Source organism: Streptomonospora sediminis (assembly GCF_054778995.1).
The window spans coordinates 70925-94669 of record NZ_BAAGYZ010000069.1; the positions used below are offsets into that span (position 1 = coordinate 70925).

At 73.2% G+C, this 23745-nt stretch carries 18 protein-coding genes and 2 pseudogenes; 13 read left to right on the forward strand and 7 right to left on the reverse strand.

Features of this window, described 5'->3' with window-relative positions; all coding sequences use genetic code 11:
• The first annotated feature begins 231 nt into the window (after nucleotides 1–231).
• The 4 genes from ACYVD5_RS14035 to ACYVD5_RS14050 are packed head-to-tail and all read left to right on the forward strand — an operon-like array spanning nucleotide 232 to nucleotide 3776.
• On the forward strand, nucleotides 232–1161 hold the full coding sequence (locus tag ACYVD5_RS14035; protein WP_461001467.1) for an ATP-binding cassette domain-containing protein: 930 nt from the start codon (nucleotides 232–234) through the stop codon (nucleotides 1159–1161).
• Between the two features lie 2 nt (nucleotides 1162–1163).
• Nucleotides 1164–1892 carry a hypothetical protein gene (locus ACYVD5_RS14040; protein WP_461001468.1) on the forward strand — a complete coding sequence of 243 codons (729 nt, stop codon included), beginning with the start codon at nucleotides 1164–1166 and terminating at the stop codon, nucleotides 1890–1892.
• Nucleotides 1893–1902: 10 nt separating this feature from the next.
• Entirely contained in the window at nucleotides 1903–3108 is a 1206-nt protein-coding gene (locus ACYVD5_RS14045; RefSeq protein ID WP_461001469.1) for a sensor histidine kinase, read from the forward strand.
• Nucleotides 3096–3776 (forward strand): response regulator, encoded by a 681-nt coding sequence (locus ACYVD5_RS14050; protein ID WP_461001470.1) that lies wholly within the window; start codon nucleotides 3096–3098, stop codon nucleotides 3774–3776. Before ACYVD5_RS14045 ends, ACYVD5_RS14050 begins: the two co-directional genes overlap by 13 nt.
• Before the next feature lie 249 nt (nucleotides 3777–4025).
• On the opposite strand, the gene ACYVD5_RS14055 is transcribed toward ACYVD5_RS14050, so the two are convergent.
• Nucleotides 4026–5429 (reverse strand): amidase, encoded by a 1404-nt coding sequence (locus ACYVD5_RS14055; RefSeq protein ID WP_461001471.1) that lies wholly within the window; start codon nucleotides 5427–5429, stop codon nucleotides 4026–4028.
• Complete coding sequence (locus ACYVD5_RS14060) at nucleotides 5426–5656, reverse strand: hypothetical protein (RefSeq protein WP_461001472.1); 231 nt, start codon at nucleotides 5654–5656, stop codon at nucleotides 5426–5428. The genes ACYVD5_RS14055 and ACYVD5_RS14060 overlap by 4 nt, the downstream gene beginning before the upstream one ends.
• A 328-nt stretch (nucleotides 5657–5984) precedes the next feature.
• Between ACYVD5_RS14060 and ACYVD5_RS14065 the strand changes: the two genes are divergently transcribed.
• Nucleotides 5985–6509: a DUF6924 domain-containing protein gene (locus ACYVD5_RS14065; protein ID WP_461001473.1), complete on the forward strand. Its 525-nt coding sequence runs from the start codon at nucleotides 5985–5987 to the stop codon at nucleotides 6507–6509.
• 48 nt (nucleotides 6510–6557) lie between these two features.
• On the opposite strand, the gene ACYVD5_RS14070 is transcribed toward ACYVD5_RS14065, so the two are convergent.
• Nucleotides 6558–7739 carry a metal-dependent hydrolase family protein gene (locus ACYVD5_RS14070; RefSeq protein ID WP_461001474.1) on the reverse strand — a complete coding sequence of 394 codons (1182 nt, stop codon included), beginning with the start codon at nucleotides 7737–7739 and terminating at the stop codon, nucleotides 6558–6560.
• Between the two features lies 1 nt (nucleotide 7740).
• Complete coding sequence (locus ACYVD5_RS14075) at nucleotides 7741–8970, reverse strand: metal-dependent hydrolase family protein (protein WP_461001475.1); 1230 nt, start codon at nucleotides 8968–8970, stop codon at nucleotides 7741–7743.
• A 93-nt stretch (nucleotides 8971–9063) separates the two neighbouring features.
• Here ACYVD5_RS14075 and ACYVD5_RS14080 point away from each other — a divergent pair, with 93 nt between their 5' ends.
• From ACYVD5_RS14080 to ACYVD5_RS14100, 5 genes and pseudogenes are all read left to right on the forward strand, one after another.
• Nucleotides 9064–9993, forward strand: a complete 930-nt coding sequence (locus ACYVD5_RS14080; RefSeq protein ID WP_461001476.1) for a MurR/RpiR family transcriptional regulator — start codon at nucleotides 9064–9066, stop codon at nucleotides 9991–9993.
• Between the two features lie 119 nt (nucleotides 9994–10112).
• On the forward strand, nucleotides 10113–11594 hold the full coding sequence (locus tag ACYVD5_RS14085; RefSeq protein ID WP_461001477.1) for a sodium:solute symporter family protein: 1482 nt from the start codon (nucleotides 10113–10115) through the stop codon (nucleotides 11592–11594).
• 1 nt (nucleotide 11595) lies between these two features.
• Nucleotides 11596–12321 carry an HAD-IA family hydrolase gene (locus tag ACYVD5_RS14090; RefSeq protein WP_461001478.1) on the forward strand — a complete coding sequence of 242 codons (726 nt, stop codon included), beginning with the start codon at nucleotides 11596–11598 and terminating at the stop codon, nucleotides 12319–12321.
• Nucleotides 12322–12350: 29 nt separating this feature from the next.
• Nucleotides 12351–12686 (forward strand): annotated as a pseudogene (locus ACYVD5_RS14095) (UvrD-helicase domain-containing protein); the annotation flags it as partial.
• A gap of 20 nt (nucleotides 12687–12706) precedes the next feature.
• Nucleotides 12707–12940: pseudogene (locus tag ACYVD5_RS14100) on the forward strand (integrase core domain-containing protein); the annotation flags it as partial.
• Nucleotides 12941–13078: 138 nt separating this feature from the next.
• Here ACYVD5_RS14100 and ACYVD5_RS14105 read toward each other — a convergent pair.
• The gene (locus ACYVD5_RS14105) at nucleotides 13079–14044 is read right to left on the reverse strand and encodes a polysaccharide lyase (RefSeq protein WP_461001479.1); all 966 of its coding nucleotides are present in this window, start codon (nucleotides 14042–14044) and stop codon (nucleotides 13079–13081) included.
• 511 nt (nucleotides 14045–14555) lie between these two features.
• On the opposite strand from ACYVD5_RS14105, the gene ACYVD5_RS14110 reads away from it, so the two are divergent.
• Nucleotides 14556–16253 carry a translation initiation factor IF-2 gene (locus tag ACYVD5_RS14110; protein WP_461001480.1) on the forward strand — a complete coding sequence of 566 codons (1698 nt, stop codon included), beginning with the start codon at nucleotides 14556–14558 and terminating at the stop codon, nucleotides 16251–16253.
• 49 nt (nucleotides 16254–16302) lie between these two features.
• On the opposite strand, the gene ACYVD5_RS14115 is transcribed toward ACYVD5_RS14110, so the two are convergent.
• Complete coding sequence (locus ACYVD5_RS14115; protein WP_461001481.1) at nucleotides 16303–18540, reverse strand: NB-ARC domain-containing protein; 2238 nt, start codon at nucleotides 18538–18540, stop codon at nucleotides 16303–16305.
• 349 nt (nucleotides 18541–18889) lie between these two features.
• On the opposite strand from ACYVD5_RS14115, the gene ACYVD5_RS14120 reads away from it, so the two are divergent.
• Complete coding sequence (locus ACYVD5_RS14120) at nucleotides 18890–20410, forward strand: glycoside hydrolase family 43 protein (protein ID WP_461001482.1); 1521 nt, start codon at nucleotides 18890–18892, stop codon at nucleotides 20408–20410.
• A gap of 108 nt (nucleotides 20411–20518) precedes the next feature.
• Here the strand turns inward: ACYVD5_RS14120 and ACYVD5_RS14125 are convergent, their stop codons facing one another.
• Nucleotides 20519–21601, reverse strand: a complete 1083-nt coding sequence (locus tag ACYVD5_RS14125; RefSeq protein ID WP_461001483.1) for a LacI family DNA-binding transcriptional regulator — start codon at nucleotides 21599–21601, stop codon at nucleotides 20519–20521.
• 188 nt (nucleotides 21602–21789) lie between these two features.
• On the opposite strand from ACYVD5_RS14125, the gene ACYVD5_RS14130 reads away from it, so the two are divergent.
• The gene (locus ACYVD5_RS14130; RefSeq protein WP_461001484.1) at nucleotides 21790–23646 is read left to right on the forward strand and encodes a glycoside hydrolase family 2 protein; all 1857 of its coding nucleotides are present in this window, start codon (nucleotides 21790–21792) and stop codon (nucleotides 23644–23646) included.
• Nucleotides 23647–23745: the final 99 nt, after the last annotated feature.

A 23745-nucleotide genomic window follows, 5' to 3' on the forward strand; every position in this document is an offset into this window, starting at 1 on the left:
CGGTCGCGGGGGGTGGGCTGTCCGCACAGGGACAGCGCTCAAGGGGCGTGGGGCGGCCGTCGCGGTTGTCGGTTGAGGCGATCATCGCCGCGCCGGACGCGGCGGGCCACCGGGGTGGCGGCGCGGATTCCGGACCGCCGGCGGCGGGCCGAGGCGGGGTTGGGGCGAGGCGGCGCGGGTCCGCACTTTCGTAGGTGTCGGCGGCGCGGGCCAGGCGGCGAAACTCGCGGCATGATCGAGTTCGACCGCATGACCAAGCGCTACGGCGGCACCCTCGCCGTGCATGAGCTGAGCTTCACCGTCCGGCCCGGGCTCGTGACCGGCCTGCTCGGCCCCAACGGCGCGGGAAAGTCCACCTCGATGCGGGTGCTGCTGGGCCTGGACCATCCCACCTCCGGCCGGGCCCGGGTCGGCGGCCGGCTCTACGGCGATCTGTCCGACCCGCTGCGCACCGTCGGCGCGCACCTGGACGCGCGCTCCGTGCATCCGGGGCGCCCGGCGCGCGAACACCTCAAGGCGCTTGCGCGCAGCAACCGCATCGCCGCGAGCCGGGTCGACGAGGTCCTCGAACTCGTGGGCCTCGCCGCCGTTGCCCGCTCCCGGACCGGCACCTATTCCCTGGGCATGAGCCAGCGCCTCGGTATCGCCGCCGCGCTGCTGGGCGATCCGGAGATCCTCGTGTTCGACGAGCCCGTCAACGGGCTGGACACCGACGGCGTGCTGTGGATCCGCGGGCTGCTGCGCGGCTTCGCCGACCAGGGCCGCACCGTTCTGGTCTCCAGCCATTTGATGGCCGAGATGCACCAGACCGCCGACCACGTCGTGGTGCTGGGCCGGGGCCGCGTACTGGCCGACTGCGCCACGGAGGAGCTGGCGGGCCGGGCCGACGGGACCGTGGTGGTGCGCTCCCCCGACCCCGGCGCGGCCGAGGCGCTGCGCGCAGCGCTGCCAGCGGCCGCCGTCACGGCCGCGGCCCACGACCGAGAGGAGCTGCACGTCACCGGCGCCGGCGAACGGCTGGTCGGCGAAGCCGCCCACGACAGCGGTATCCCGGTCCACCACCTCGCCCGCCGCCCGAGCACCCTGGAGGCCGGATACCTCCGGTTGGTGGCCGATGACGTCGAATACACCGGCGGCGCGGTCGCCGCGGAAAGGACCTGAACATGCTGCCCACGCTGCGCAGTGAATGGGGCAAGACCTGGTCGGTGCGCGCACCGCTGGTATGCCTCGCGGTGACCGTGCTACTGATACCGGCCACCGCATCGAGTCTGGCCAACGACTTCCTGCACGGCCTGACCATCGGGGAGGCCCCCGAGGGTGCGACGATGCCGATGATGGACGCCGTCGGCCCGGCGCTGCTCGCCGGCGAGATCGGATTCGCGGCGTTCGCGATGCTGCTGATCACCTCCGAGTACTCCACCGGGGAGATCCGGTCCACGCTGCGCGCCCGGCCCGGCCGCGGCACCGTGGTGGCCGCCAAGTGCGTGGTCAGCGCGGTCTGCGGCGCCGTGCTCGGCGCGGTGGCGGGGGCGGGCGCCGCTCTGGTGACCCGGCTGGTCCTCGGCGGCAACCTCGCGGCGGCGCCGGAGCCCTACCTGGAGGTCGCGCTCCGCGCCGGGGCCCTGATGGCCGTCGTCGGGGTCCTCGTGGTGGCCGCCGGCACGCTGCTGCGCAGCGGGACGGCGACACTGGCCGCGGCGTTCGCGATGCTGCTGGGCACACTCGTGCTGCCCGCGGAGGTGAACAGGTGGTTCCCCGGAGAGGCCGCGTCGACGTTCCTCGCGGGCGACGGCGACCCCTATCCCGGCCCGGTGGGCCTGCTCGTGATGGCGCTATGGGCCGCGGGCCTGCTCGGGCTGTCCCTGTGGACGATCCGCCGCCGGGACGCGTAGGCGGCCTACGATGATGTCCATGCGCGTGTGGGGCGGCTTCCTCCCGTGGGCCGCCGCCGTCCTGGCGGCGGCCCAACTGGCGCTGCTCGGCGGGTGGGCGGCCACCGGCGCCGCGGTACTCGCCCTGCTGCTGCAGACCCTGCTGGTCGCCGCCGCGCTGCTCGCGGTGGTATGGGACCGCTACCTGCGCATCAGGCGCCGGCAGTGGGCCGACTACGCCCGGGCCGAACGGATGCGCGAACGCTCCCGCCTCGCCGAGGACCTGCACGATGTCATCGGCCACGAACTCAGCCTGATCGCCATCCGCGCCGGCGCGATCCAGGTGCACAGCACCGGCGCGGCGGCCGGCGAAGCCGCCGCGCTGCGCGCCGAGTCCCAGCGGGCGGTGCTCCGGCTGCGCCAAACCGTCGCGCTCCTCGGCGACGACCGCGCGTCGCCGGCCGACACTCCGCCGGCCGCAACCGATATCGGGGCGCTGGTCGAACGCGCGCGCGACGCCGGTCTCGAGGTCGTCCTGCACGGCGTGCCCTGCTCCGACGACCTCCCCGCTCCCGTGCTGCTGACCGCGCACCGGGTGGTCCAGGAATCCCTGACCAATGCGGTCAGGCACGCGCCCGGGGCGCGGGCCGAGGTGCGGCTCGCCGTCCGCGGCGGCGCGGCGGTGGTCTCCGTGTCCACCTGGGCCGACGACCCCAGCGGCGGTGCCGGCTCCGGCGGCGGCACCGGTCTGGCGGCGCTGCGCCGCCGGGTCGAGGCGATCGGCGGGGATTTCGCCGCCGACTCCCGCGACGGCTGCCACGTGGTGCGCGCCCGGCTCCCGCTGGCCGATGCACCCGCCGCCGCTGACGAAGACGCGCACGGGCAGGGGCCGCGGCCCCTGTTCGCCACACTGCGGTGGGCGCTGCTGCCCACGCTGGTGATGGCGGTGCTGGTCAGCGCGTTCCACACCTGGACCACCTATGGCAGTACCCTCGAAGTCGCCGACTTCCGGCGCCTGGCCCCGGGACAGCCCTACGACCGGGTGCGCCCCTTGCTGCCGGAACGCGAGGCCCCGATGCGGTTCGCGGTCGGCGCCGCCGAACCCTCCGCGCAGCAGTGCCGCTACTTCACCGACGGCAATTTCCCCTTGGGCCTGGCGAGCTTCCGGATCTGCCACGACGGTTCCGCGGTGACACAGGCGACCGATCTGCGGAGGCTCCCGCTGTGGCTGTGGTGACCGCTGCGCCGATCCGGGTCCTCGTCGCCGACGATGAGCCCGAGGTCCGCGCGGGGCTGCGCACGATCCTCGCCGCCGATCCCGCCGTCGAGGCGGTCGCCGAGGCCGGCGACGGCCGGGAGGTCCTCGACCTCCTCTCGCGGCACCGGATCGACGTGGTCCTGCTCGACATCAGGATGCCGGTCCTCGACGGCCTGGCGGCCCTCGCCGAACTGCGGCGCCGCGGCTCCGCGCAGCGCGTGGTCGTCCTGACCACCTACGGCGAGCAGGACTATGTCGCGCGCGCCCTTGCGCTAAACGCCGCCGGGTTCCTGCTCAAGGCCGGCGACCCCTACGAGCTGCTGCAGGGCATCCGCGCCGCGGCGGCGGGCGGCACCTGCCTGTCTCCCGGCGTGGCGGCGATGGTGGTGGCCGACCTCCGCCGCCGGCAGCGCGACGATGCGCAGCAGGAGTCCGCGCAGCGCCTGCTCGACCGGCTCCCGCCGCGCGAGCGGGCGGTGCTGCAGGGCATAGCCGCCGGGCGGTCCAACGCCGAGATCGCCGCCGCCCTGCACCTGACCGAGACCACGGTCAAGGGTTACACCACCGCCCTGTTCGCCAGGTTGGGCGTACGCAACAGGGTCGAGGCGGCGCTGGCCGCCTGGGAAGCCGGCTGGCGCGGCCGGTAGACCGCCGCCGGATGCGGCCGGCCGTGACCGCGACGGCTCGGCCGGCGCGGGGTCGCGGCAACGGCCCCTCAAGCACGCCGAAATGGCTTCCCATGACCGCGGGCCGCGCCGCCCGCGCAGCAAGCGGGCGCCTGCGCGGTCTTGGGCCCGGGGCCGGCAGCGGTCGCGGCTGCGCGGCCGCGGCCGATCACCGGTTCCCCTCACCGGCACCCGCCCGGCTTGGAGAACGGAAAGAAAGCCGCGACCGCCTCAGATGGCCGCGCCTGCCGCCGGTGCGGGCGTGCGAACCGGTTGTGTCCTCTCGTAGGCGTGTCCGACGCGCAGGAGCATCGCCTCGGAATGGGGGCGGCCGAGCAGCTGCATGCCGATCGGCAGGCGCGCCGAGTCATGGCCCACCGGCAGGGAGAGCGCGGGCACGCCGGTGATGTTGGCGGGAGCGCACAGCCGCACGTAGGCGTCGGAGACGCTCTCGGTCGTTGTGTCGCCCCAGGTGACCGTCTGCCGGCCGGCCGGTACCGCGGTCGTCGGGACGGTCGGGGCGGCGATCACGTCGACCTCGCCGAGCATGCGCTCCCATTCCCGCCGCATGAGGGTGCGAGCGCGCTGGGCGCGCAGGTAGTCGCCTGCGGTCATCAGCTCGCCGGCTTCGAGCAGGGCGCGGACGTCCGCACCGTACAACTCCGGCGTCTCCCGCATGCCGCGCTCGTGGTTGGCGGTGGCCTCGGGCACCATCAGGCCCCACTGGGTGGCGTGGATATAGCGGGCCATCGGGATCTCGACGTCGACGAGGCGGGCGCCGAGACCGGCGAGCCGGTCGATGGCGGCGCGGACCGCCGCCTCGACCTCCGGATCGACGCGGTCGAAGAAGTGGTTGCGCGGCACCCCGACGCGCAACCCGGTCAGCTCGGGATCGGGGGCCGGCCGGTAATCGGTGGCGGGGTTGGGCAGCGAGGCCGGGTCCCGCGGGTCGTGTGCGGCCAGCACTGCCAGCACGGCGGCGGCGTCGTCGGCGGTGCGGGTGATCGGGCCGACGTGGTCCAGCGACCACGACAGCGACGCCACTCCGTGGCGGGGGACGAGGCCGTAGGTGGGTTTGAGGCCGACGGCTCCGTTGAGCGAGGCGGGTACGCGGATCGAGCCGCCGGTGTCGGTGCCGAGCGCGAACGTGGCCGCGCCTGCCGCCACTGCCACGGCCGATCCGCCGCTGGAGCCGCCGGCGACGCGCTCCTGATCCCAAGCGTTGTGCGTTCCCGGTGTCGTCAGGCCGTAGGCCAACTCGTGTGTCCGGGTCTTGCCGAGCAGGACGGCCCCGGCGGCCCGCAGCCGTGCGGCCACCGTGCTGTCGGACTCGGCCAGGTGACCGCTCCGCGCCCGGGAGCCGGCGGCGGTGGGCGCGCCGGCAATGTCGATGAGGTCCTTCAGCCCCATGGGGACTCCGTGCAGCGGGCCGCGGAGCCGGCCGGCGAGGATCTCGCTTTCGGCGGTGCGCGCCGCTTGGCGCGCTTGGTCGGCCTCGACCGCCACGTAGGCGTGCAGGGCGGGTTCCACCCGGTCGATGCGCTCCAGGACCGAGTCGACCAGTTCAACCGGCGATATACGGTGCTCCCGGATCGCGTCCGCGGCTTGGGCGAGGGTCAGGTCGGCCGGCGTCATCGGCGTTCGCCTTTCGATTCGTCTGTTCCGCCGTGTTCTCCGCTTTCGGCGCTGTAGGCGAAGGCGGGCGGGGTGTCGCCGAAGTCCAGCTCCCGCAGGACGGACACGACGGAGTGGGTGTGATCGGCGGTGGCCGCGGCGCCGGCGTGGCGGGCCTCGTCGAGCGGCAGACCCGCGCGTGCGGCCAAGCGGGCCGCTTCTGCGGGCGTGAGTTCGGCAGCGGACATGGTGTCCCTTCGTGGGGTGCGGCGCGATGGGGCGGAGCCGGTCGACCTGGGGCACCTGGACACCGGGGACCGCGCCATTAAAGCTAAATATTTGCTTTAATGCAGCGTACGAGCCCCGCCCCCTTAACGCAAACTCATTGCGTTAGTGCTCATCCATTTACCCGTCCCGATGTTCCGATCCGCCGGCGCGACGAGGGTTGCCGGGCATGTCGGGGATGTCAGGGATGTCGGAGGCGGTGGCTACGCTAACCACCGCTGCTTCGCGCAATGCCCACTCGCCGGCCCTGTCCAGTGCCGGTGCCGTCGTCGCCGTCGATGTGGAGGAACCATGGGGTCAGAGCCGGATGAAGCACCGGGGGTGGCGGACGGGATGCGGCAGCAGGGTGCCGGCGCCGCGGGAGGGCGGGCGGGGCCGCCGATGGAGGCACTGCTCAACACCGACCACACCCCGATCGTGCGCACCGACTTCTCCGACGAAGCCGCGTGGCAGGCCGCCTGGCAGGACATCATGCTGCCGCGCACGTACTGGGACGACGGAGTCGTCCTCGACGCCTCGCTGGTCGCCGAGCCCGAGTTCGCAGGCTGGACGGGCAAGGAACTCGCCGCGGCGCTGGCATCGCAGGACGAGCACGCCCTCGTCCTCGTCGTCGACGCGGAAACCCTCGCGTCGCCGGAACACCCCGTACTCGTCGTGGAAATCGACCCCGATCTCGACGAGGCGCGCTCGTTCCGCGCCATTCCGCACGCGCTGCTCGACGCCGTAATCCAGCTGTCGATCGCCAACATGGACTGGGAGGACTTCAGCGAGTCCGCCGGCCCCGACGGCGTGCTGCGGACGTCCACGGCCGACTGACCGGGCACGTATGCGCCGGCGCGCCGGGGGCGGCCGGCGCGCGCCGCCTCAGTTCCAGCGCAGCGACTGGTGGCGCACCACGCCCCAGGGTCGGCGCAGCAGGCCGGGGTCGGTGAACGGGTCGCCGTCGACCAGGACGAGGTCGGCCGGCGAACCGGGCAGCACCCGGCCTGCTGCGGGCATCCCGAGCGCGTCCGCCGCCGCCGACGTCGCCGCGCGCAGCGCCTGCAGCGGCGACAGCCCGTAGTCCCGCAGCGTCGCGATCTCGTCGGCGAGGCTCGGGTGGGCCATGCCCGGGGCGCCGGCGTCTGTACCGGCGATGACCGGCACGCCCGCCTCGATCGCAAGGGCGACACTGCGCCGGTGCGCCTCGACCACCTCGCCCGCCTTGCGCACCGCGTAGCCGGGCGCCTGCCCGTCGGCCATGCGCCGGTACACCTCGGCCGTGGGGCACAGCACGGTGCCCCGCCGCACCATCTCCTCGATCACGTCCTCGGCCAGGAAGACGCCGTGCTCGATGGTGTCGATGCCGGCGCGGACCGCGTTGCGGATGCCGTCCTCGCCGAGCGCGTGGGCGGCGACCCGGCGGCCGCGGCGGTGGGCCTCGTTCGCGAGTGCCGCGAGCTCCTCATACGTCAGCTCGCTGGCCCCCACCTCCTCGCCGTGGGCCTGGCCGTAGACCCCGCCGGTGGCCGCGGTCTTGATGACCCCGGCGCCCTTGGCGACCTGGCCCCGGACGCCGCGGACCACCGCGTCCGGGCCGTCGCAGCCGATCCCCCAGAACGGGTCGTGGCCGCCGGTCATGATCACCGTCTGGCCGGCGGCCACGATCGCGGGCCCGTCCAGGTGGCCCCGGTCGACGGCCTTGGCGAGGGTGATGGCGACGTCCCAGTTGCCGCCGAGATCGCGGACCGCCGTGATTCCGGCGGGCAGGTAGGCGCGGGCGTGCTCGGCGGCCCGCACGGCGGTGAGCTGCTCGCCGTCCTGCTCCACGTGCGAGACGGGGTCGGTGCTGCCGTCCCACACCAGGTGCACGTGGGAGTCGACCAGGCCGGGCAGCACGGTGCTTCCGGCGAGGTCGACGTCGATGTCCTCCGCAGCGGCGCGGACCGTGCCGGGGTCGGCGACCTCGCGCACCGCGCCGCCCTCGCAGACCACATCGGCGGGCCGGGGCTGGGCGGACAGGCCGTCCCACACCAGGCCGTCGCGGAGCACCAGCGCGGGCGCCATGTCAGGGCCGTCCCGCGACGACGGTGCCGCCCTGCACCACGGCGCGCAGGTTGCGCTCGGGCTCGGCCAGGACCGCTGTGTCGGCCAGCGGGTCGCCGTCCACGAGCAGGATGTCGGCGGCGGCGCCCGGAGCGATCGTGCCCAGCTCGCCTTCGCGGCCCAGCAGCTCGGCGGCGGTCGTTGTCGCCGAACGCAGTACCTCGTGGGCGGGCTGGACCCGGCCGCGGATGGCGAACTCGCCGTTCTGGTGGCTGTGCATGCTGCCGAGCAGGTCCGTGCCGAACACCAACCGCACCCCGCCCTTGCGGGCCAGGTCCAAGGCGTGCAGGCCGGCCTCCAGCACGTCGGTCACCTTGGCCTGGCTGGCCGGCGGCAGGCCGGCGGCGGCGCCCTCGCGGTGCAGGTACTCGTAGGTGACCAGTGTGGGCACCAGGAAGGCGTCGTGTTCGGTGAAGAGCCGCACGCTGGACTCGTCGATGAGGTTGCCGTGCTCGATGCAGCGGACCCCCAGTTCCAGGCCCCGGTTCACCGCTGCGGCCGTGTAGGCGTGGCCGGTGACGTAGCGGTTGGCGTTGCGGGCCTCCTCGACGGCGGCCCGCACCTCCTCGGCGGAGAACTGCATAGAGTCGACCCGGTCGGTGGGCGAGGCGACTCCGCCGGAGAGCATGAGCTTGATGTGGTGGGCGCCGGTGCGCAGCTGGTGCCGGGTGCCGCGGCGCACTTCGTCGACGCCGTCGCAGACCAGGCCGATGCTCGGGCAGCAGGCGTGGTCGTCCAGAACCTGCCTGCCGGCGGAGCGCAGGTCGGCGTGGCCGCCGGTCGGCGACAGCGACTTGCCGCCGAAGATTACGCGCGGACCGGCCCACAAGCCTTCGGCGACCGCGGCGGCCACACCGTGGTCGGCGCCGCCGACGTCGCGCACCGTGGTGAACCCGCGGTGCAGCATGCCGCGCAGGATCCGGCTCGTGTGGGCGGCGACGTAGTATGGGGACTCCTCCGCGACGCCCCCGAGGTCGGCGCTTGCGGCGGTGGCGTGCACGTGGGCGTCGACCAGGCCGGGGACCAGGTGGCGCCCTGCGGCGTCGATCTCCTCAGCCGATTCGGGTGCCTGCAGCCCGCTGCCCACTTCCTGGACCCGGCCCTCGTGCACCAGCACGTCGGCTCCGCGCGTTTCGCCTGTGGCCGCGTCGCACACCGCGCCGCGACGGATGATGAGAGTGTTCGAAGTCATGATCTCCCTTCCCGCAGCCCTACCGGGCTCCCGGTTGTCCGCATCCTGCCAAGCACCCCCCAGAAATGCAATAGTTGTTGCAACATGGCGGAAATGAGTTCGGGTGCAGACGGGGCGGAAGGCCCCCGGGAACAGGCGCAGCCGCAGACGCAACCACGGACATTGCCCGGCTGGCTGACCGCGCGCCTGGGAGGCAGGCGGCCCGCCGCCGGTGCCCGGCGGGTGCTGGCGGCGATCGCCACCCAGCCCCGGCAGATGTCCTACGCCAGCACGTCTGCGGCGGCCGCCGCGGCCGAGGTCAACGTCGCAACGGTCGTGCGCACCGCCCAGCAGCTGGGCTTCACCGGCTGGCCGACACTGCGGTCGGAGATCCGCTCGCGCTACCTGTCGGGCCTGTCGGCCTCGGAGGTGCTCAGCGAGCACCACGACGACGCCGGCCAGGGGCCCGCGTGGTCGACGCTGCGCCGGGACCTGCACAACCTGCAGGACCTCGCCCGGCTGCTGGACGAGGCGCAGGTGGAGCGGGTGGCTCGGCTCATCCACGGCGCCGGCACGACGCTGGTGCTGGGCTCGGGCAGCTTTGCGGCGCCGGGCCTGCAGCTGGCCCACCTCGCCCAGACCATCGGCCACGACGTGCGGCTGCACCGGATCGGCGGGACCGCGCTGTTCAACGCGGTGCGCCTGCTGGGGCCGGGCGACTGCCTCGTCGTCTTCCAGCTCTGGCGCACGCCCCACGAGATCATGCACGCGATGCAGGTGGCCGCCGAGGCCGGCGCCGCGGTCGTGCTGGTGAGCGACCAGGCGCGCGAGGACCTGCGCGAACTCGCCGACGAACTGGTCGCGATGCCCAGCGAGGGCGCCAGCATGTTCCCCTCGCTGGCCGCCGCCACGACCGTCGTACAGGCGGTGGTCGCCGCCCTGGTGGCGTGCGATCCGGCCACCGCTGCGGCGCGCAGCGACGAGGCCGAGCGGCTCTGGTCGCGCTTCTCTCTCTTCCCCGATCCGGGAGAACGTCTGCAATAACTATTGCGTTCGAGCCGTCGGAGCAGGTTACATGGGCCACCACCCCGACGAGGGGAGCCCCCAGGGCCGCTCGGGCCGCCTGCCCGCACGGCCGCCCTTCGACCGCCCCGGAGGCGTCCATGCAGACGACCCACGTGATCGTCTTGGTGCTGTACCTACTGCTCATGGTGGGTATCGGCGCCTGGTTCACCCGCTCGAAAGAGGTGGCCACCGGCGACGATTTCGTGTTCGCCGGCCGGAGCCTGCCGCGCCCGGTCATGATCGGCACCCTGCTCGCCACGTGGGTTGGCTCGGGCACGATCATCGGCGGCGCCAGCTTCGCTTACAGCTACGGCCCGCTGGCCTCGATCTTCTTCCTGGCGGGCACGCCGGTGGGGATCGTGGTGCTCTACTGCCTGGCGCGCCGGATCCGCCGGAACTCGACCTACACCGTCCCCGAGCTGCTGGAGCGCCGCTACGGCATCTCGGTGCGCATGATCGCGGCCGTCATCACCGTGCTCGCCTACACCGGGATCACCGCCTACCAGTTCACCGGCGGCGGCCACATCGTCAGCGTGATCACCCCGCTCACCCCCGAGCAGGGCGCCATCGTGGTGGGGCTGCTGGTGACGTTCCTGGCGGTTGGCGGCGGCCTGAAGTCGGTCGCCTGGAGCGACTTCCTGTCCGCGCTGGTGATCGTGGCCTGCCTGCTCGCCGCGCTGCCGCTGGTGCTGGGGATGGAGCTCGGCGGTGTCGCCGAGTATTGGCGGAACCTGCCCGACACCCACCGCAGCCTGACCGGCGGGCTCACGGCGCTGCAGCTGCTCGGCTACTTCCTGCCGCTGTTCCTGCTGATCCTCGCCGACCAGAACATGTACCAGCGGCTCGGCGCCGCCCGCGACGAGTCGGAGGCCCGCCGCTCCACCGCCGGCTTCTTCGTGTCCAGCTTCCTGGTGACGGTGCCCGTCGCGCTGCTGGGCTCGGCCGCCTTCATCCTGATGCCCCGCGTCGAGCCGGACTCCGCGGTGCTGTCGCTGGCCGGGCAGGGCTACCTGCCCGCCGTGCTGGGCGGCCTGCTGCTGGCGGGCGCGCTGGCGTTCATCATCACCACGGGTTCCTCGTTCCTGCTGTCCGGGGCGGGCAACGTGGTCTACGACGTGACCCAGCGCCTGTTCGGCGTGCAGCTGAGCGACCGCCGGCGGCTGCTGGTCCACCGGCTGGCCGTCCTGGGCATCGGCGCCGTGGCCTACGTTCTCGGCCGGTTCTTCCCGACGGTGCTGGAGCTGCAGATGTACTCCTACACCGTCTACGGCGTCGCCCTCGCACCGCCGGTGCTGGCGATCTTCCTGTGGCGGCGCGCGAGCAAGTGGGGCGCGCTGGCGGCCATGCTGCTCGGCACCGCGGTGACCATCGTCTGGGAGCAGCTGGGCCAGCCCTACGGCGTGAACTCGGTGCTGGTCTCGCTGCCGGTTTCGCTGGTCGCGCTGGTGGCGGTCAGTCTCGCCCTGCCGGGCCGCGGCGCCCGCCCGGCCGAAGAGGGGGCCGCCGATCCCGATGCAGGCACGGATGCCGCCGGTGCCGGTACCGGTACCGGCTCCGAACCCGCCCGTCCCAAGGAGTGAGATGACCTTCGACCTGACCGCGTTCCGCGTCCTGAGCTTCGACTGCTACGGCACCCTCATCGACTGGGAGCAGGGAATCACCGCCGTTCTGGCGGCCTGGGCCCGCGAACAGGGCTTGGAGCACGGCGGCGAGGAGCTGCTGGAGACCTACGCCGGCCATGAGGCCGCGGTAATGCGCGAGTACCCGGCGTGGCTGTACCCGGACGTGCTCGCCGAGGCGTTCGTCCGCACCGGCGCATCGGTGGGCACCGAGGTCGGCGGCCGGTGGGCCCGGCGGCTCGGCGAGTCGGTCCCGGACTGGCCGGCCTTCCCCGACTCGGCCCGGGCACTGGCGCGGCTGCGCCGCCACTACGACCTGGTGATCGTGAGCAACGTGCACCGCGCCGGGTTCGCCGGCAGCGACAGGCACCTGCAAGGCGGCTTCACCCGGATCATCACGGCCGAGGACGTCGGCGCCTACAAGCCCGCCGACCCGCACTTCGAGGCGCTGGACACCGTCCTCGGCGAACTCGGCTGCGAACCCGACCAACTGCTGCACGTGGCCCAGAGCCTCTTCCACGACCACGTACCGGCCCGCCGCCGCGGCCTGCACTCGGTATGGATCAACCGCCGCCACGACCGCCCGGGCTGGGGCGCCACCCCGGAACCGTCCGGACAGTGGCGCTACGACGCCGAGTTCCCCACCATGGCGGCCTTCGCCGACGAGGTGGACCGCCAACACAGCTGACCGCACAAGGGCCGGGCGCCGCCGACACACTGCCGGCGCCCGGCCCCGCCTATCTCAGGCGATGTCCGCCGGAGGAGAAACAGGTGCAGGAGCGGGTGGGTGAGGCGTTGGCGAAGTTCGACCACGCCACCCACACCGGTCTGCACCTGGAGAAGATCACCGGAGCCCGCGACCAGCGGTTCAGCACCATCCGTATCGACAAGTTCTGGCGCGGCGTCGTCATCGCGCCGGATTCCGGCGACATCTACACCCTGCTGAAGGTGCTTCCGCACGATGACGCCACCCTGCCGCAGCTGGAACGTATTGCCTCCGGCCGGCCCGCCGCGGACACGCGCCTGTTCGCCGCGGTCTCCGACGCCGACATCGCGGCCTACTGGCCGGCCAGGGGATCATGCACAAGCGCACCCGCCCCTACCGGCCCCAGACCAACGGCAAGGTCGAACGCTTCCACCGCACCCTGGCCGACGAATGGGCCTACTCCCGGGCCTATACCTCCGAGAGCGAGCGGCGGGAGGCCTTCGGTGACTGGCTGCACCACTACAATCACCACCGGTTCCACACCGCGATCGACGGCCCTCCCGCCTTCCGCGTCACCAACCTCACGGGACAGAACAGCTAGCGTGTGCTTGGCGGGTCGCTGTCCTACTGCGCGGCGCCCGGCGATGATCATGCAGAGATGTCCGTCCCAGCCGTAAAACGCGGGCATTTCTGCATGATCGTCAGTGCACCGGGCGGCCCGGCCCGTTCCGCTCGCCGGTTACCGGCAGCTGTTGCCGAGTTCGCAGATGTCCGCCGGGTCGGTGGAGACCTTGATGTCGTCGTACCAGATGTGGCTGTCGTGTCGGGGGGCGTACTCCGGGGAGGAGCCGCCGGCGAAGCTGGAGAAGTAGGCCTTGTCGACCTGGTCGTTGTTGGTGACGAAACGCAGGCCGGTCACCTCGGCGACGGAGCGGCCGTTGTAGAACGCCTCGATCTCGCCGTCGGCGTTGGCCCGGCCGCCGGTGACCGTGTTGGTCTTGACCCGCTGCACGACGTTCACCCACTCGCCCCTGGGCCAGTTGATGGCGGGGCCGTCCGCGCCGCCCTGCTTCAGCATGACGTAGTCGCCGTAGGTGCCCTTCTTGTCCATGTGGTAGTAGTACAGCGCCGCAGCGCCGTCGGCGCGCCGCCAGATGAACCGCGACGTGAAGCCGTTCGTGCCGTCGCAGGTGCGGCCGCCGGAGCACGCGCCGCCGCCCGCGAGGCCGATGCCGATCTTGCCGCCGTACTTGCCGCTGCCCCAGCTGAAGTCCGCGCCGAACCTGACCCACATGGACAGGTGGTACTCGCGCGCCTTGTCCAGCTCGAAGGGCGCCCACGCCCCCGATTCCGCGACCCCGATCCCGCCCTCGGGGTACAGCACCCGCAGCGAATGGTCGCCGCTGTGCGCCGGGGTGGCGCCGTCGACCAGGGTCCGCTCGCCCAGGCCGCGGGACCGCGGCGCGTACCAGCCGTCCGCGCGCCACTCGCTGAGGGGGTAGGTGCTGCCGGCAGCGGGCCTTTCGAACGTGTTCTCCAGGTGCGTCCCGGACCGCTGCGTCCCGGGCTGCCCGCCCGGCGCCCGGTGCACCGCGGCATGGGCCACCTGCCCGGCGGGCTGCGCGGCCAACTGCGGTGCCGCCACGGCGGGGGTGAGCAGCGCGGCGACGGCCGCGGCGCGCAGGAGCAGGGGCCTCGGTTTCATGGCGGGTTCTCGGCTTCCCGGTCGGCACAGGCTCGGTGGGCTGGGCCGGCCGTCGGGGGCCGCCTCGGGGACCGGCCGCACCGGGCAGGCGCCGCTACCTGGAGTATCTCCCCGAGTCCGTTCCGCGGCTCGGAAGGACACGCCGCACGCCAGACACGGCCACGGGCATGGGCATGCGGATGACCGCCGGGTACCCGCCCCGGTACACCGGCCCTTGCGGGCGATGGCCCCCTTTCTTGGTGTCCACACCCGGCATGTGTCCCAAGGCGGGCGAGTGTTGCAGCGGCGGAGCGGATGTGCGCGCGGGCCCCGGGCGCACCCGGAGTTCCGGCTCCGGGCCGACCCCGCGCGGCCTGTGCGCGGCACCTCCCCTATGCTGATCAGTCGGCCGGATCAGCCGACCGGATCCGTGTCCCACCGGGGAACGGCCACCGGACACGGCCCCGCCGACCCAGCGAGCCACCGAGCCGGGCAACCAACGAACCAGCAACCCAGGAAGCCGCCACCGCCAGTGCAGCCCCGATCCGACGTTTGGGCGACCTTTGCTCCCGACCGGGAGGTCCTGGCCGTAGCACGCAGCGTCCCCGCAGCCGGCCGCCTCCTCGACGTCTCGGCGCTGCTGTCCGACGACCGGATCGGGGTCACCTTCACGGCGATGCCGGGTTCGCGCTCGGCCGCCGGGGTCGTGCCGCTCCTGCGGGCGGCGGGCGTCGAGCGGATCATCCCCTGGGACGAGGCGGTGGCCACGGCCGCGGACTACCACCTGGCGCTGGCGGCCAGTACCAAGGGCGGCCTGCACGAACTGTCGACTCCCCTGGTCCTCATGCCGCACGGCGCGGGCCACAACCGCCGGGTCGGCTCCGCGCCGGGCTCGCTGTCCCACGCTTCCGGGCTCGACCCCTCCGAGCTGCTGCGCGACGGGCGGCCGTTTCCCGAGCGCATCGTGCTGTCCCACCAGGAGCAGGCGGACCGCCTCAAGCAGAGCTGCCCGCCGGCGGCCGAGCGCGGTGCCGTTGTGGGCGACCCGGCCTTCGACCGGATGCTGGCGGCGCTGGGGCGCCGCGAACGCTACCGGGAGGCGCTGCGCGTCCGGAACCGGCGCCTGGTCGTCGTCACGTCGACGTGGAACCGCGGTTCGCTGCTGGGCGCCCAGCGCGAGCTCGTGCGGGAGCTGCTCGCCGAACTGCCCGAGGACGAGTACCGGGTGTCGCTGGTCGCCCACCCCAACGTCTGGTACGAGCGGGGCCGCGGACAGCTCGAACTGTGGTTCGCCGACGAGATCGAGGCCGGGCTGGCACTGATCCCCCCGTTCGAGGGGTGGCGCGCCGCGCTCATCGCCGCCGACCTGGTGGTGGGCGACACCGGATCGGTGACCTCCTACGCGGCGGCGCTGGGTCGCCCCGTGCTGCTGGCCGCCTTCGACACGGCCGACATCGATCCCGGCTCGCCCCTCATCGGGTTCGGGGCCGCCCTGCCGCGCATCGCACCCGGGGGTGTGCTGGAACAGGTGGAGCACGCCGCCCGGGGCCCGGCCGCTCCTGCGGCCGACACGCTGATCGACCACCCGGGCGGGTCGGCCGCGCGGCTGCGTTCGCTGCTGTACTCCCTGCTGGAGCTGCCCGAGCCCGGCGCCGCCGCGCGGTACCTGCCGCTGCCCGATGTGCCGGAGGCGCCGGACGACCCCACCGCCTGGCGGATCGCCGGCGAGGTGCCCGCTGTGCCGCCGGGCGGACCGGCACGGCTGCGTGTGCGCCGGTTTCCCGCCGGAGCGCCCTCCGCAGCGGCCGACCGCCTGCTGGTGGTCGACGCCGAGGACGCGATCATCCCGCGCTGGGATTCGGCCGACGCCTGGTCGCACCGCCGCGGCCGGACCGAGGCCGAGGCTCTTGCGTGGATGCGGGACCGGCTCACCGCCCACCCCAAGGCCGTCTTGGCGACGGCTTCGGTCGGCGAGCACTGTGCGCTGCTGCTGCACCGCTGCGGGCAGGCCATGCGCGTCTACGGCGAATCGGCACCGCTGGACGCCGCCGTGCTGGCCGCCGCCGCGGCCTGGTGGGCACGGGACCGGCGGCCGTGGCGGGCCTGGCGCGAGCGGTTGCTGCTTGAGGTGGGCGAACAGACCTTACGGCTGAGAGCCGACCCCCCCCCGCTCGATTTTCGCTTTCTTGGGGACGACGAGGCCGCCGGTGGCGCAGGCCCGGGGATGTGAGGTACCGCGGTCCGCCGGCCGCGACCGGTGTCCGGGGGCACTTCCCAGGTCACTGCTCGCCGGCGGCCCCGCCTGTGCTGCGGGAGAGTTCGCGGCGGGTTTCGGCGGCCACCTGGTCCAGGTGGTAGTGCTCGGCCAGCCGTTCGACGTGGCGGAGCAGGTCGCGCGCCTGCTCGGCGTCGCCGTCGCGGGTGGCGGCGTCGGCGAGGAACCGCGCCGCCTGCACCTCCTTGACCGGTTCGGCCACCCGGGTGAAGACTTGCCAGGCCGCGTCGGCCTTAGCCCTTGCCTGCCCGCCCCGGTCGGTGTCCAGGAGGGTGCGGGCCAGCGCCAGCCGGACGCGGGCCCGCAGCAGCTCCCAGTCGTCGGCCAGCCACCGGGCGCTGGGCTCGTCGCCGGCAGCGTGCAGCTCCGCCAGCCTGCGGTCGGCGATCCGCTCGGCGTCGAGCAATTCGGCCTCGGCGGTCTGCAGGTCGCCGGTGCGGCGGGCGTTGTCGCCGAGCTGGTAGGTCTGCAGCGCGTCGCCCCGCGGTCGGCGCAGCCGCCGGTGGATCTCGCGGGAGCGCAGCAGTAGGTCGTGGGCGTCGTCGCCGTCTGTGCGGGAGGACCGCCCCGCCAGGAGCCCGCGGGCCTCCAGGACGACGGCCCGGTCCAACTCGCCGCCTGCTGCATCGGCCGCCCGAGCGGCCTCTTCGACCAGTTGCTCGGCTCGGGCCCCGTCGCCCAGTTCGAGGTACAGCCGGGCCGAGTAGACGGCGAACCGGGTTTCGGCCGCGCGGTGGCCGGCGAGCCGGGCGATCTGCAGGGCATAGCCGTAGACCGAGGTGCCGATCGCCAGGCGCCGGCGCCCATAGCAGGCCGGCCAGCAGTAGTCGGCGAGCAGGAACGCGGCGACCGGCCTGTCGAGGTCGACGGCCAGCCGCATCAGCTCGGGAATGTGGACCAGGTGGGTGTCCTGCCAGTCGGCGGCTTCCCTGCGGCTGTCGAACGGGGCACGGTAGTCGGCGGGTGCGACGGTGAGTTCGGCCGTGTCCAGGCTGTCGGCGAGCCGGTGGCGCTCGCCCAGGCTGGCGAGGTCGGCCCGGTGGTGGGAGACGGTGAAGAAGCGCAGGATGGCGGCGGTGTCGACGGCGCGCCGGCCGGAGCCGTCGGAGGCAGCAGGGTCCGCCGGTTCCCCGGCGGGACCGGCACTCCCGCTGTGGATGCGGGTGCGGACGAGTTCGACGATGCTGCGGCCCGAATTCGCCACCGGGCGCAGCACGCTGGCCTCGCACAACCGGTCCATGACCTGCGGGGCGCGCTCGCCCAGCGCAAGGTGCCCGAGCTCGGGCGGGAAGAAGCGTCCGGGGTGCGCGGCGAGGAGGTCCAGCAGGCGCCGTTCCTCGTCGCCGAGGCCGGACAGTGCGATGTCGACCACGGCGTCGACGCCGGACAGGCCCGGCACGCTGCGCTGGCGTGCGACAACGGCCTCGACGAGTTTGCCGATGGTGAGGTCCTCCTGGGACTCCAGCAGCCCCGCCGCCATCCGCAGTGCCGACGGCAGGCCGCCGCACAGGTCGGCGAGCCGCTCGGCGCTGTCGTGCTCGCTCCGGTCCTCGGTTCTGCGGCCGACCGCGTGGAACTCGCGCAGCAGCCGGGTTCCGTCGAGGGGCCGCAGTTCGCGCAGCCGGAACGACTCGGCGCCCCGGCTGACCAGCTCGGCGGTGCCGGTGAACCCGGGTGCGCAGGCCGCCACGACGAGGTTGGGACCGGCGCCCAGGGTGAAGTGGCCGAGTTCGCCCGCCGAGAGTGCGCCGTCGAGCAGCAGGAGCACGCGCCTGCCCGCGGTGACGTCGCGCAGGCGCGCCACGAGTGCCGCGGTATCGGTTTCCGCGGCGCTGTCGGCGACCTGCAGGTGCGACAGCAGCCGGCGCAGCGCCGCCGGGAAGTCCGCGTTGCGTTCGCGGTCGCGCACGGCGGCGAGGTCGCAGTGCAGGACGCCGCCGTCGAAGCGCCCGGCCAGCCGGTCGGCCGCCTCCGCGAGCATGGCGCTCTTGCCGATGCCCGCTGGGCCGCCGATGACGACGGTCCCGCTGCGGCCCTGCCGGACGACGTCGGCGGCGACGGCGTCGATCCGCGCGAACTCGGCCTCGCGGTTGGTGTACTTGCGATCGGCGGGCGGGGCCTGGCCGGCCCGCGGCGGCGGGGGCACCGGCGGGAGGTGCAGGTGGACGCCACCGTGCACGGTGCCCGCCTGGACGAACTGGCCCGAATTGTCCGCCGCCTCGTTGCGGTGTGGTCCCGCCACCAATGGCCCCCCGGGGAAAAGAGCTGCGCGAGTACGCCGGGTGCGGCGCCGTCGGCCAATCCTAGAACGCCGTCCCCGCCCCGTGGCGAGCCCCCGCATCCCCGGGTTGCCGCCCGCAGGCGGCGGGCACCCGGCGCACCGAAATGATCTGCAGTAATGCCGAGATTTCACTGCTCAGACGGGCGTTACTACAGGGTCATCTCCGAATACCAACCCGAAACCCGACATAAGGGACAGACGCCCGCCCGGCCGAAATTATCGAGCGCGGGAGGCTTTACCCAGCATTTACAACGATGTAAAAAAGCAGTGTCCGGGCAGACCGGCATTCCTCTTCGGACAGGAAGCAGCGATGTCACCACGCACGTCCACGTCCCTCCGCTCGCAACGGCATGTGATGGCCATCGGCGCGCTGATCCTCGCGCTGCTCATGCTCCCCTTCGCCACCGCAACCGCCAACGCCGAACCGGCCCGGCCGCCGGTTCCCGCCGGACCCGCGCAGAGCGGGGAGTTCCGCAATCCCCTCAACCCCGGCGCCGATCCAACGGTCGTCCACCACGACGGGAACTACTACCTGTCCGCCACCCAGGGCGACCGCATCTCGGTCTGGAAGTCGCCCAGCCTGGCCACCCTCGCCAACGCCGAACCGGTGGTCGTGTGGCGCGACAACAACCCAACCCGCAACACCGAACTGTGGGCTCCGGCGCTGCACCGGTTCCAAACCGAGGACGGGCCGCGCTGGTACCTGTACTACACGGCCGCCGACAGCAGGCTGACCGACCCGGTCGAGCGCGACGCCAGCCACCGGCTCTACGTGCTGGAGTCGGCCGGCGACGACCCCGCCGGCCCGTACCATTTCAAGTCGAAGATCGCCGACACCGGCACCTACGCCATCGACGGCGAACCGTTCATGCACGACGGGCAGCCCTACTTCGCCTGGAGCAGTCCCGGACGCGGATTCGACGGCGGACCCCAGCAGCTCTACGCCGCGCGAATGCGCAACCCCTGGTCGATTCAGGGCGAACCGGTCGCGCTGCCCAACGAGGGCGGCTGCCCGGAGGTCCGGGAGGGGCCCACGCCGCTGTACCGCGACGGTAAGACCTTCCTCACCTATTCGACCTGCGACACCGGCAAACCCGACTACCAGATCTGGTCGATCGCGCTACCCGAGGATGGCGACCCGCTGTCCGCCGGCGCCTGGGAGCAGCTGCCGGGGCCGCTGTTCAGCCGCAACGACGCGGCCGGCGTGTGGGGGCCGGGGCACCACTTCTTCTTCAAGTCGCCCGACGGCACCGAGGACTGGATCGCTTACCACGCCAAGAACACCCCCGAGTACACCTACTCGTACCGTTCCACGCGCGCCCAGCGCATCGGCTGGACCGCCGATGGCACCCCCGACCTCGGCGAACCGCTGCCCGCCGGCGCGTCCCAACCGCTGCCCTCCGGCGACCCGGGTGCGGGCAGCACCGCGATCGACGACACCGCCACCGGCCAGAGCGGGCCGCGGGTGTCCTACGAGGGCGACTGGACCGCGGGCGGCCGCTGCGGGGTCCACTGCTTCAACGGCGACGACCACTACACCGGCCAGGCCGGCGCCACGGCCACCTACCACTTCACCGGCTCGCGGATCGCGGTCTACGGGGCCCTCGACAGCGATCACGGCTACGCGACGTTCTCCGTCGACGGCGGGCCGCCCTCGGAGCCGGTGAGCTACTACGACAAGCTGCGGATCGGAGAGCACCGCACCTATCTCAGCCCCGAACTCGGGCCCGGTGAGCACACCCTGACCGTCACGGTCACCGGGGAAAAGCCCGCACAGTCCGGTGACTCCATCGTCACCATCGACCGCGCGGAGGTCTATTCCGCGCGGTGACACCGGCCGGATCCGCCCGCGACGGGGGTCCGCGGGCGGATCCGGCACGGCTCCGCACTCCCCCGCCTGCACGGGCGGGACAGGAGGACCCGACGGCCAACAGGGGCCTCAGGCCGCGGTGCCGCTGCTTTCGCGGACGACGAGGGTGTGGCCGACCACGACCTTGGCGGCCTGCGGGTCGGCCGGGCCGGCCTCCCGCGCGAGCACTGTGTCCGCGTCGGCATCCGCGACCGCGGCACCGGGGCGGGCCCCGACCGCCTGCAGCAGCAGCTGCACGGCCTCGCCGGCCAGGCACGGCTTGTCGGGGGCAACGGTGGTCAGGCTCGGCACGGAGTAGCGCCCGGGGGCGATGTCGTCGAACCCGACCACCGCCACATCCTCGGGAACCCGCACCCCGGCGTCGTGCAGCGCGCGCATCGCCCCCAGCGCCAACAGGTCGTTCATGCACAGCAGGGCATCGGGTCGCGGCCCGGGGCCGGCTATGAGCTCGGCTGCCAACTGGGCTCCGTCGCGCCAGTGGAAGTGCCCGGCCGGGCGCACCAGCGCGGGGTCGTAGGCGACGCCCCGCGCCTCAAGGGCCGCGCGGTGGCCCCGGGTGCGGAGTTCGGCGGTCCCCGACGGTCCGGGCGGCCGGCCGCCCACCACCGCGATGCGGGTGCGTCCGGCGTCGAGCAGGTGGCCGGTCGCCTCGCGCGCGGCGGCCACGTTGTCGATCGCGACGTGGCTGCGCGGGACCGTGCGGGGGATCTCGCCCAGGAGCACGACCGGCAGCCGGGACGGGTAGGCGTGCAGGTCGCTGTCGTCCATGGCCAGCGGGCTGAGGATGACGCCGTCGACGAAGTCGGTGCCGAAGCCGTCGAGGGCGGATTCCTCGCGTTCGCGGCGTGCCTCGCTCTGGTGGACCAGAACGGTGTGCGAGCGGCGTTCGGCCTCGCGGATGACCAGGTCGGCGAGCTCGGCGAAGTAGCCGAGGTCGAGTTCGGGCACGACCAGCGCGATCACACCGGTCTGGCCGCGGCGCAGGTGGCGGCCTGCCAGGTTGACCCGGTAGTCCAGCGCGGCGATGGCGGCCTCGACGGCGGCGCGCTTGGCGGGCCGGACGTGCGGATGGCGGTTAATAACGTTGGAAACCGTTTTCTCCGAGACCCCGGCATGACGCGCGACGTCCTTGATACGCGGCCTCGTGCCCACGTCCACCTCCCATCGGCGCCATCCTAGCCCGTGCCCCGCCGCCGACCGCCCGGCCGGCCCCGCGCGGCCCGCTGCTTCCCCGAAACCGCATGACCTTTGGATGGAGGGATTTACATCGATGTAAAAATGTGCTGACATTTCCGGTGACGCCAGTCACAGCACGCCGCCGCGAGAAGGAGCAGACCTCCGTGCCGACGCAAGCCCAGCCCCAACACCAGCCCCGGCCCGAGGACGGATCCGCCGCTGTGCCCCGTCCCGAGTACCCGCGCCCGCAGCTCACCCGCCCCGACTGGCTGTGCCTCAACGGCACCTGGGGCTTTGAGACCGACCGCGGCGACAGCGGGCTGGAACGGGGCCTGCTGGACGCCGAACCGTCCGGCACCATCACCGTCCCGTTCTGCCCGGAATCGGAACTGTCCGGTGTGGCCGACACCGACTTCATGGAGGCGGTCTGGTACCGGCGCAGCGTCCGCATCCCCGGCGCCTGGGCGGGCCGGCGGGTGCTGCTGCACTTCCAGGCCGTCGACTACGACACGACGGTGTGGGTCAACGGTGTCGAGGCCGCCCGCCACCGCGGCGGCTTCACCCCCTTCACCGCCGACCTGTCCGGGATCGCCGGCCCCGGCGACGAGGCCGTGGTGGTCGTGCGGGCCCGCGACAGCCGGCACGGCCCGCAGGCCCGCGGCAAGCAGGCCACCTGGTACGCCAATTCGGGGTGCCACTACACGCGCACCACCGGGATCTGGCAGACCGTGTGGCTGGAGCCGGTCCCCGACATCCACCTGCGCCGGCCCCGCATCACGCCGGACCTGGCCAACGGGGCGTTCCACCTGAGCCTGCCGCTGTCGGCGACGGCCGAGGGACTGCGGGTGCGCGCCGTCCTGGGCGACGCGGACGGCGAGGTCGCCGCGGCCGAGGCCCGCGCCGACCTCGACCCCGCGCCCCGGCTGACTCTGCCGGTGCCCCAGGAGCGGCGCCGCGCCTGGTCGCCCGAGGACCCGCACCTGTACACGCTGCGGCTGGAACTGCTCGGCCCGGCAGGCGAGGTGGTCGACACCGCCGACTCCTACGCGGGCCTGCGGTCGGTCTCCATCCGAGGCAAGGCGGTACTGATCAACGGCCGGCGGGTTTTCCAGCGCCTGGTCCTGGACCAGGGCTACTACCCCGGCGGGCTGATGACCGCGCCCGACGACACCGCCCTGGTGCGCGACATCGAACTGGGGTTGCAAGCCGGGTTCAACGGTGCGCGCCTGCACCAGAAGGTCTTCGAGGAGCGTTTCCTGTACCACGCCGACCGGCTCGGCTACCTGGTCTGGGGCGAGTTCGGCGACTGGGGGTGCGCCTTGCCCGGCGGTGCGGCCGACGACAACCAGCGCCCGGACGCCTCCTATGCGGCCCAGTGGTCCGAGGCCGTGGAGCGCGACTACTCCCACCCCAGCGTCATCGGGTGGTGCCCGCTCAACGAAACCTTCCAGCGGCTGCACGACCGCTTCACCGCCCTGGACGACGTGACCCGGGCGATGTTCCTGGCCACCAAGGCGATCGACCCGTCCCGTCCGGTGATCGACGCCTCGGGCTACTCCCACCGGGTTCCCGAGACCGATGTCTACGACTCGCACAGCTACGAGCAGGACCCCGCGGCGTTCCGCGAGCAGATGCGCGGCCTGGCCGAGGACGCCCCCTACGTCAACCGGGGTGCGGACGGCCGCGAATGGTCGGTGCCCTACCGCGGGCAGCCCTACTTCTGCAGCGAGTTCGGCGGGATCCGCTGGGACCCCGGCGCCGCCGGAGGTGAGCGGTCGTGGGGCTACGGCAGCGACCCGCAGACCCTGGAGGAGTTCCACACCCGTTTCGAAGGGCTGACGGGCGTGCTGCTGGAGAACCCGGGCATGTTCGGTTACTGCTACACCCAGCTCACCGACGTGTTCCAGGAGCGCAACGGCATCTACCGGTTCGACCGGAGCGAAAAGCTCGACACCGCCCGCATCGCCGCCGCGCAGCGCAGGCCGGCCGCCTACGAGCAAGGCGAGCCCCGGCCCGAGTGAGCACGCCCGCCGGGCGGGGCCCGGCCACCGCCCGGCCACCGGCCCCCGTTGCGCCCCCTCCCCGCCCCCGTGAAAACCCCTGAACTCCCCTCCTCCCGT